This is a genomic window from Bacillus sp. EKM501B (assembly GCF_011800505.1).
GTDB classification, from domain to species: Bacteria; Bacillota; Bacilli; order Bacillales; family Bacillaceae_G; genus Bacillus_A; species Bacillus_A cereus.
This window is the reverse complement of sequence record NZ_JAALFZ010000041.1, coordinates 1-6,926: the sequence shown is the minus strand read 5'-3', so window position 1 is coordinate 6,926 and position 6,926 is coordinate 1. Positions and strand designations below refer to the sequence as shown.

The following is a 6,926-nucleotide window of genomic DNA, read 5'->3' as shown; positions in this document are numbered from 1 at the left end:
CTTTCTCATTAACATAAGAAAATAGTAACGTGCTTTTAACTTCAAAAATAGTCTAAATCCTTAAGTTGATGGATGTGGGGTACTGCCACATGCCTATCAACTTAAGAAAAGTCAACACCTCAAAAACAAAAAAGACTAATTCCCTAAAATTAACAACTATAGAGAAATTAATTTTTCGTTTAGAGGGTAATTAAAAACCTTAGCTCGATCGCGCGAGACCCCTATTAGCTGAATAGCAATGTGGAGTTACCCCTAACATATGGATAGAAGTGTTTTCAAACAACATTATTTTAATATTGATTTGAAATAAAGATTAACTGTTTATAAAAAAGACGCGATGTTTTGAATAAAGTCGCGACGTTTATAAAAAAGTTGCGATGTTTTGCTCCTTTGGATCTGTTTATCTAAAGGGGTGTTTTTATAGTAAAAAGTGAAAAGAAGATTTGAGCTGAAAGGCGAATTAAGGAACCGTTGAGTAGCAATAAAGTTACTCAACTAAAGGGCCAGTTTGTGGAGGATTTTAACAGATTTTTTAGAGCTATTATTTAAAAAAGGATTTTGAAGTCTTTTGGTGAAAATTAAATATTAAATCTATAAAAGATAGAGGTTGTTGTAATGTTGAAACTGTTTCAATATAACTGGCAAGTTCGTGATGATTGGTTTACATTGTGCGAAGACATACCAGATGAAGAACTATTAAAGAAACGGGTCGGTGGGTTCGGCAGTATACTACATACCCTATTTCACATTGTAGATGTGGAATATATGTGGATCTTAGGTTTGCGAGGTGAACCAGTGCCTGAGGAGCCATTGTTTGAGGGTTATGCCAGCTTACAAAAAGTGAAAAATCTTTCAGCTCAATACCATGAGAAAGTGAAGCCATTTGTGACATCTTGGACAAATGAAATGGATTCTCGGAAACTTTCAGAAACTGATTTCAATGAAGAACTGATTAGCTCTAGAGACGCACCAATCAGGCGCCGAGTTATTGAATGTACACACGGAGAGATCATACGTCATGTCATTGTCCACGAAATCCACCATATTGGCCAGTTATCTATATGGGCACGTGAAATAGGAAAGGAGCCTGTTTCCGCAAATCTGAGAGGAAGAGGACTATTCGATAATTAGACTGCTTTTGCCAATTTCACAAACGGGCGCGATTGTTGAACAACATAGGTAGAAATGGTCAAACTTTTTTATAAAAACCAAACTTAAATCTGCTGGGGAAGAATCCATTTTGATCAATCTTTTTCAAAATGGATTCTTTTTATTTATCGTAAAACTTTGGATTGCGAGGTATTTTTGATCAAACTTTATTTCAAAGCTACATTTAAAGCATTCATTTATTTGCAACAAAACAAAATATTTTATGTATTATGTGAAGAACAATAAATTTCAATTAAAAATAGGGAGGAATAAGAATGAAAAAATTAAAAATGAGTATGATGGCATTCGTAACGACGTTGTTAGTAATGTTGGTCCCTTCTTCTACGTTTGCAAACACAATTGAGCCTTTTAGTTCTGGATGGGATTACTTAGGAGAAGAAACGCTATATTCAAATGGTGCTGAAAGTTATGTATATGCCTCGACTGGTGGAGATTACAAGATTTGCCGAGCTGCTGAAGTAGGTTCAACTAGTAAGTTAAAAGTTGAATTATGGGAGTACGATCCTGATAGCTATAATGATTATGTAGGCGTACGATATTTAGGACCTGGTGAATGTGGGGTTTTCAGAAATATTGGTGGTTTTGTAGATGGAGGAAATGAAGCTGAATTTTTTGCCAAATCAAGATCTAGCAGTAAGATGCATTTAATCTTTTTTGATTAATTCATTAACAAAATGTTCCGCTCTTTGTTTACTAACTATATTGTACTCTGTTAACTTAATTCGTTAAACAGCTCTCTCTATTAAATTTATTCTTAATTTTAAAATAGTAATCACATCACTTTTCAAACGAAAATAATTAATTAAGGTTTTACACTTTCTCAATATTACGGCATCAATTTTCTTATATAATTAAATTATTCTCTTTATTTATTTTATGTATCTGTTCCCTTTGAACCCTACTATTATAGGGTTCCTTTTTTATAATCATATATTTATTAATTAATTTATCGATTTCCTGACTTAAATGGAGGACTTTCGTATGACTAAAACCATGTTTTTTTACCAGTTCAACTAATTGTAATTTTTTATTCTCTATTAGATCATTTAACTTCGCCACTAACATAAACTTTTTTCTTTCACACTCCCCCTGAGCAAAATAAAAAGAGCTGCTCCCAGCTCTTATATACTAAAATCTTTATTATTGCAGTGTAAAATTTTCCATATTCGATTATAAATGAATATATATAACGCTAACAACAATAATTTCTAGTGTATAAATAAAAAGCAGCAATATTTAATTACTGCTACTCTTTTTAAATTCATTATTTATAAAAAAGTATTCTTCCGGTCCATCAGCCTCACCATATCAAACTTCCAGCCTTATAATATGTGCTGCTACTTCCTTTAAAACCACATTCATAAATAATATGATAGGTGCCACGTTATGTTCTGGATCTCTGTAGTTCTTGAGATTGGCTATAAATGACCATTCATTATCTTTTAAATTTGTATAATAATCATTCTTTTCTTCCCAGTTTCCTATGTGCCACCTCATATATATATAGAAAATAATCTTCTGCAAATGCTTCATTTATCTGTTTCTTTGTAAATGGAATATCTTTACTATGATTAACTTTTATGTATTCTTTAACGAATGGAAACTTTAAAGCAGCTTCTTCCCAATTTCCTGTATTTATTAATTCCACCAATCCTTTATATTCATCTTTTATAATTACTTTATCTCGAAAGGCTGTATACATTTCAAAAGAAAATTTTTTCCCCTCTTAAATTCATTATGAATTTGATTAACATATATACTTAACTACACAATAGAAGGTTTTAGAAATCGTATTACGTTTCCCTTTTCACTAAATTCACTCTCATTGTTACAATTCTTTGAGGCAAGATCCACTATATAACTCTCTGAAATTTTAAACGTTCTTTCCTCATTAAACATTGTCAAAGGAACTGATACTCCAACATTATTATCTAAATGACTTAGTACCATTACAGGGATAGTTTCTCCTTTTAATAAATCAACATATGAGGTCTTAACTTTATAATAATGCCCTTCTAAAAAATGCATTTTTCCGTTTATTAAATCCACTGCAACTCCATTATTACAATACGCTAAGTTTTGATTTAAAAAATGAATATCGTCTGATACTTTAATAAATTTCATCGTTTTATTATCAAATATATAGTAACCATCTCTTACTACAAAAAGATTATGTGGATTGATAAACTCTAGCAGATAATGTGTAATTTCAAAACTAGTATCTCCCTCAATCATTTCTCTGTATTCTACATAAAGTTTTTCTAACTTTTTAAATGTACTTAGTTTGATCCCTTGATTTGGTCTTGATGCAAGTGTTAAGTCATCTAATACCCATTTAGCTACATATGTTGACGTTGGAATCATTTACAATTTACCCCCTTGAAAATTCTATATATGAACATATAAACTATTTAAATTTAATAAGTTGGGCTCTACTTAAAGTATAGGCAGAATCTATTTAATAACTAAGATAATTCTCTAACTTTTTCATATTTACTTCTTATAAATTATAATTATCAAACTCCTACTATGAAATTTTTAAGAATCAAAAAATTAATACAATTTGATGTAGCTATTTGGCTGTATAAAAATAAATCAACTATCAATTAACTGGATTTACACTTTAAAAAATGTACAAATCGTTCCTATTATTTCGAGACAATTCAAATATTTGAAAAGAAAACCCTACACAGAAAATCATATATGGATATTATGATTATATTTTATGTAATTACATGTGAGATTCTAAACGATATTTACGTCCTTTCAGAGACAGTATGCCCTTGATTATTTGGTGTATAAAAATATATTAAACATATAGTACGTGAAATTTTTAAAGAACACTTTAGGAGGTTTTAAGTACATGGAAAATGTTGTTCTAATTATACGGATTTCAGATTTATTAAAATCTATGGATAAGATATTAGCTAATTCTAAATCTGCAGAAAAAGTACATGAATTACTAAATACGTCAAAAACTAGAATTTATTGTTTTGTCTAATTCAATAAGCACGAATATCATCACATTCAGTATCTATATAGTTTAACTCTACAAATTGCACATCTTTTTGGCGATTTAACAATTCTATTTTATTCATATTGTTCCAATCAAATACTTCTGCATGAGAAACTAAGCATTTTGCTTTCACAGTAGTTGTAATTCTCAGAAGTTGTTCTCTATTCTGCCATGTTGATATAAGACATGGCATCTCTAGCTCAATTAAAACTTTTTCTCCTACGGTAAAAAAATTCATTACACTGGGTGCATCTGATTCAAAAATTTCACATTCTGTTGTTTTCGAAATTACTTCTGCCCAACCATTTAAATAGTCAATACCTTTTAGCATAATGGGAAGCTGCTCTATCATTTCAACTTTTTGTGTTATAACCTCCAATAATAAGGTTTCAGCTAAAATATCAATCTTTTCTTGTTCCAATATTAAATTCCCTCCTTAATCGACGAAACAAAGAAATATTTTCTATATTATATTATGAATTGATCTATGAAAGAAAAATAAATGAATGCTCTATACAATTCGATTTAACATAAAGCATTATAATCGATAGCAAGAAAAAAACGGATCCCTCCTCTAAAAAGGAATCCACCCTTTCATTATGTACTTCTATACTTGATTTATTTTCTTTGCTCTTGCAACCTTCCACAAAGCCACAATTAGTATGAGGAGTGGTATTCCCTGAATGAAGAGAAATCCTCCCGCAAAATAAGCCCCATAATTAGCCGCCACACCTGCATAATCAGCTATCCCACCTATAAGAAAAGCCGCTGGACTTGTTATTAGATTTATCCCTAAACAGACCATTATCGATAATAGGTTTTTAACCTTAATTTTCGGTGAAACAGACAAGAAAAATAAGAATAACGCAGTGCCGTTTATAAGAAGTAGTGGTATTACATAATAAATCCCCATAATTCCCCTCCATGGCTTTAATTGTACCATCAGCAAGGATTGATTTGAACAAATAGGATATTTATGTAAGTCAGATATAGTGTCTCATTATCAGTAACAAGAAAAAAAGCCCTGATTAGGGCTTTTTTTAAGATTACTATCATGAAATTTTTAATTGAAGAAAGACATGATTAGATTGATGCATCTTTTTTTGATGTCTGTTTTGTGAAATCATATAAAGCGATTGCACCTAAAAGAACAAGTATACCTCGAGGAACATCTATCAAAATAGTTTCCCACATTTCTGGAATTGTCCATTTAATATCTGCTGCTGATGCCAGATATGATTGAAAATAACCGATTGAAAAATCAACTATACATAAAAATACAAATATTGTTAGACCAATTCGAATTAATTTCTTATTTGTAAACATATAACACCTCTCAAAACCCATTGGATATTTTTGATTTAAGTTTCTTTTATACATAAAAATCTTTATATATAATTTTAACATACAAAAACCCAAATAAATACAATATGCATATTTGTATATTGTATATTGTATATTGTATAAACAGTATTCCATGATGGTTAAGAAATTCCTACAAGTAAAAAAGAGCCCACTAGGACTCCTTTTTATTTTAAATTTTAATAGTTAATTATAGCTTGTCCAGCCGGATACCAGGTTCCGTTATTTGCTAGGGCGAAACCATAGACAGTCTGACCAGAGCCTATTTTTTGTTTAACATTATTTAATGATTCATATCCATATGCCTGATAACCATTCCCGCTTTGTGGATATGCTACTGCTAATGTATTGTAATTATTTGGATCCGAATAACTATTTGTCCAAGCTATTTTTTGATAATACTTTGAAGTGAATGGATTTTCTAAGCCTTTTACAGCAAATTCAACAGTGCTCCCATTGACATTAACAGTAGTATACGCCGTACTTAAAGTATTTAAGCCTGCAACCTTTTCCTTACTTAAAGCTGGTGTGTTTTCTGCCGCCATCACACCGCCAGCTCCAGACAACATAACCCCAGTTGCTAATGCTCCGATTGCTAGTTTCTTTAACATAAAAAATCCCCCTTTAATAGTTTTATGGCTTGCACCTTCATCATACTTTCGATTTTCATATATGTAAATATATTACATTTTTAGAAACATAAAACTATTTATTGCGAATGTTGAGTTAAGATATGTTGTCTGATAATAACGATAGATGGTTATTATCATATGAAAAAGTCCTACATTAAGTAGGACTAAATAACCTTAGCAATCTCATAAATAACGGAATCATTTGCACCACTATATAACAGATACCTGCCCTTGAAATTAGACTGAATCCTCGCTCCTGACTACCAACCATAATGAACAAACTACCGCATAACGCTACAACGGATGCTATTGGGTATGACACCAATTTAATTAAGAATATAACCGGTTCAAACGCATTTACAATACGATTGTATAATTGGCCCTCTATATAATTCTTTATCTTTCCGTCGTTTGATTGTACATCTTTAAATACCTCATTCACATCTGGATTTTAACCATCAGCAAATACATGAGGAATATCTATAATATTGCTGAATATAATTACACTGCCAATCATAATTCTCATTCGCGCCGCCACGGGTGCGTATTTTTTGCATCCTTTTTGAACAAGCTCCACTTTTTCTTCGTGCCATAGTTACCATATGGATCATCTCCTTATTTTTAACGAATTTCCCAAAAGAATTCTCCTTCCTTAAGCGTGTGAAGGGCGTAGCCCAACGGTAGGTGGGAGATGAATTTCGGTTTGGCGTAGCCAAAAGGTTTTCCTTTTTATTTTGCCTCTGATA

8 protein-coding genes and 2 pseudogenes are annotated in these 6,926 nt (G+C 31.2%); 2 read left to right on the top strand and 8 right to left on the bottom strand.

What is annotated here, in order from left to right:
* The first annotated feature begins 615 nt into the window (after positions 1-615).
* Positions 616-1,131, top strand: coding sequence for a DinB family protein (locus tag HFD78_RS28765; protein ID WP_000915550.1), 516 nt, complete (start codon positions 616-618; stop codon positions 1,129-1,131).
* Between the two features lie 293 nt (positions 1,132-1,424).
* On the top strand, positions 1,425-1,832 hold the full coding sequence (locus tag HFD78_RS28760; protein WP_000734339.1) for a hypothetical protein: 408 nt from the start codon (positions 1,425-1,427) through the stop codon (positions 1,830-1,832).
* Between the two features lie 181 nt (positions 1,833-2,013).
* Here the strand turns inward: HFD78_RS28760 and HFD78_RS28755 are convergent, their stop codons facing one another.
* From HFD78_RS28755 to HFD78_RS30025, 8 genes and pseudogenes are all read right to left on the bottom strand, one after another.
* A complete protein-coding gene (locus HFD78_RS28755) occupies positions 2,014-2,235 on the bottom strand; it encodes an aspartyl-phosphate phosphatase Spo0E family protein (protein ID WP_000959244.1) in 222 nt (73 codons plus the stop codon).
* A gap of 243 nt (positions 2,236-2,478) precedes the next feature.
* Positions 2,479-2,872: pseudogene (locus HFD78_RS29770) on the bottom strand (hypothetical protein).
* A gap of 62 nt (positions 2,873-2,934) precedes the next feature.
* Positions 2,935-3,534, bottom strand: coding sequence for a hypothetical protein (locus HFD78_RS28745; RefSeq protein WP_000613330.1), 600 nt, complete (start codon positions 3,532-3,534; stop codon positions 2,935-2,937).
* 638 nt (positions 3,535-4,172) lie between these two features.
* Positions 4,173-4,607 (bottom strand): hypothetical protein, encoded by a 435-nt coding sequence (locus HFD78_RS28740; protein ID WP_000434467.1) that lies wholly within the window; start codon positions 4,605-4,607, stop codon positions 4,173-4,175.
* Between the two features lie 186 nt (positions 4,608-4,793).
* Positions 4,794-5,099 (bottom strand): hypothetical protein, encoded by a 306-nt coding sequence (locus HFD78_RS28735; RefSeq protein WP_000513527.1) that lies wholly within the window; start codon positions 5,097-5,099, stop codon positions 4,794-4,796.
* Positions 5,100-5,269: 170 nt separating this feature from the next.
* Positions 5,270-5,533, bottom strand: a complete 264-nt coding sequence (locus HFD78_RS28730) for a DUF3937 family protein (RefSeq protein ID WP_033668420.1) — start codon at positions 5,531-5,533, stop codon at positions 5,270-5,272.
* 194 nt (positions 5,534-5,727) lie between these two features.
* Entirely contained in the window at positions 5,728-6,159 is a 432-nt protein-coding gene (locus HFD78_RS28725; RefSeq protein WP_000914194.1) for a hypothetical protein, read from the bottom strand.
* 175 nt (positions 6,160-6,334) lie between these two features.
* Positions 6,335-6,780, bottom strand: a pseudogene (locus HFD78_RS30025) (hypothetical protein); the annotation flags it as partial.
* Positions 6,781-6,926: the final 146 nt, after the last annotated feature.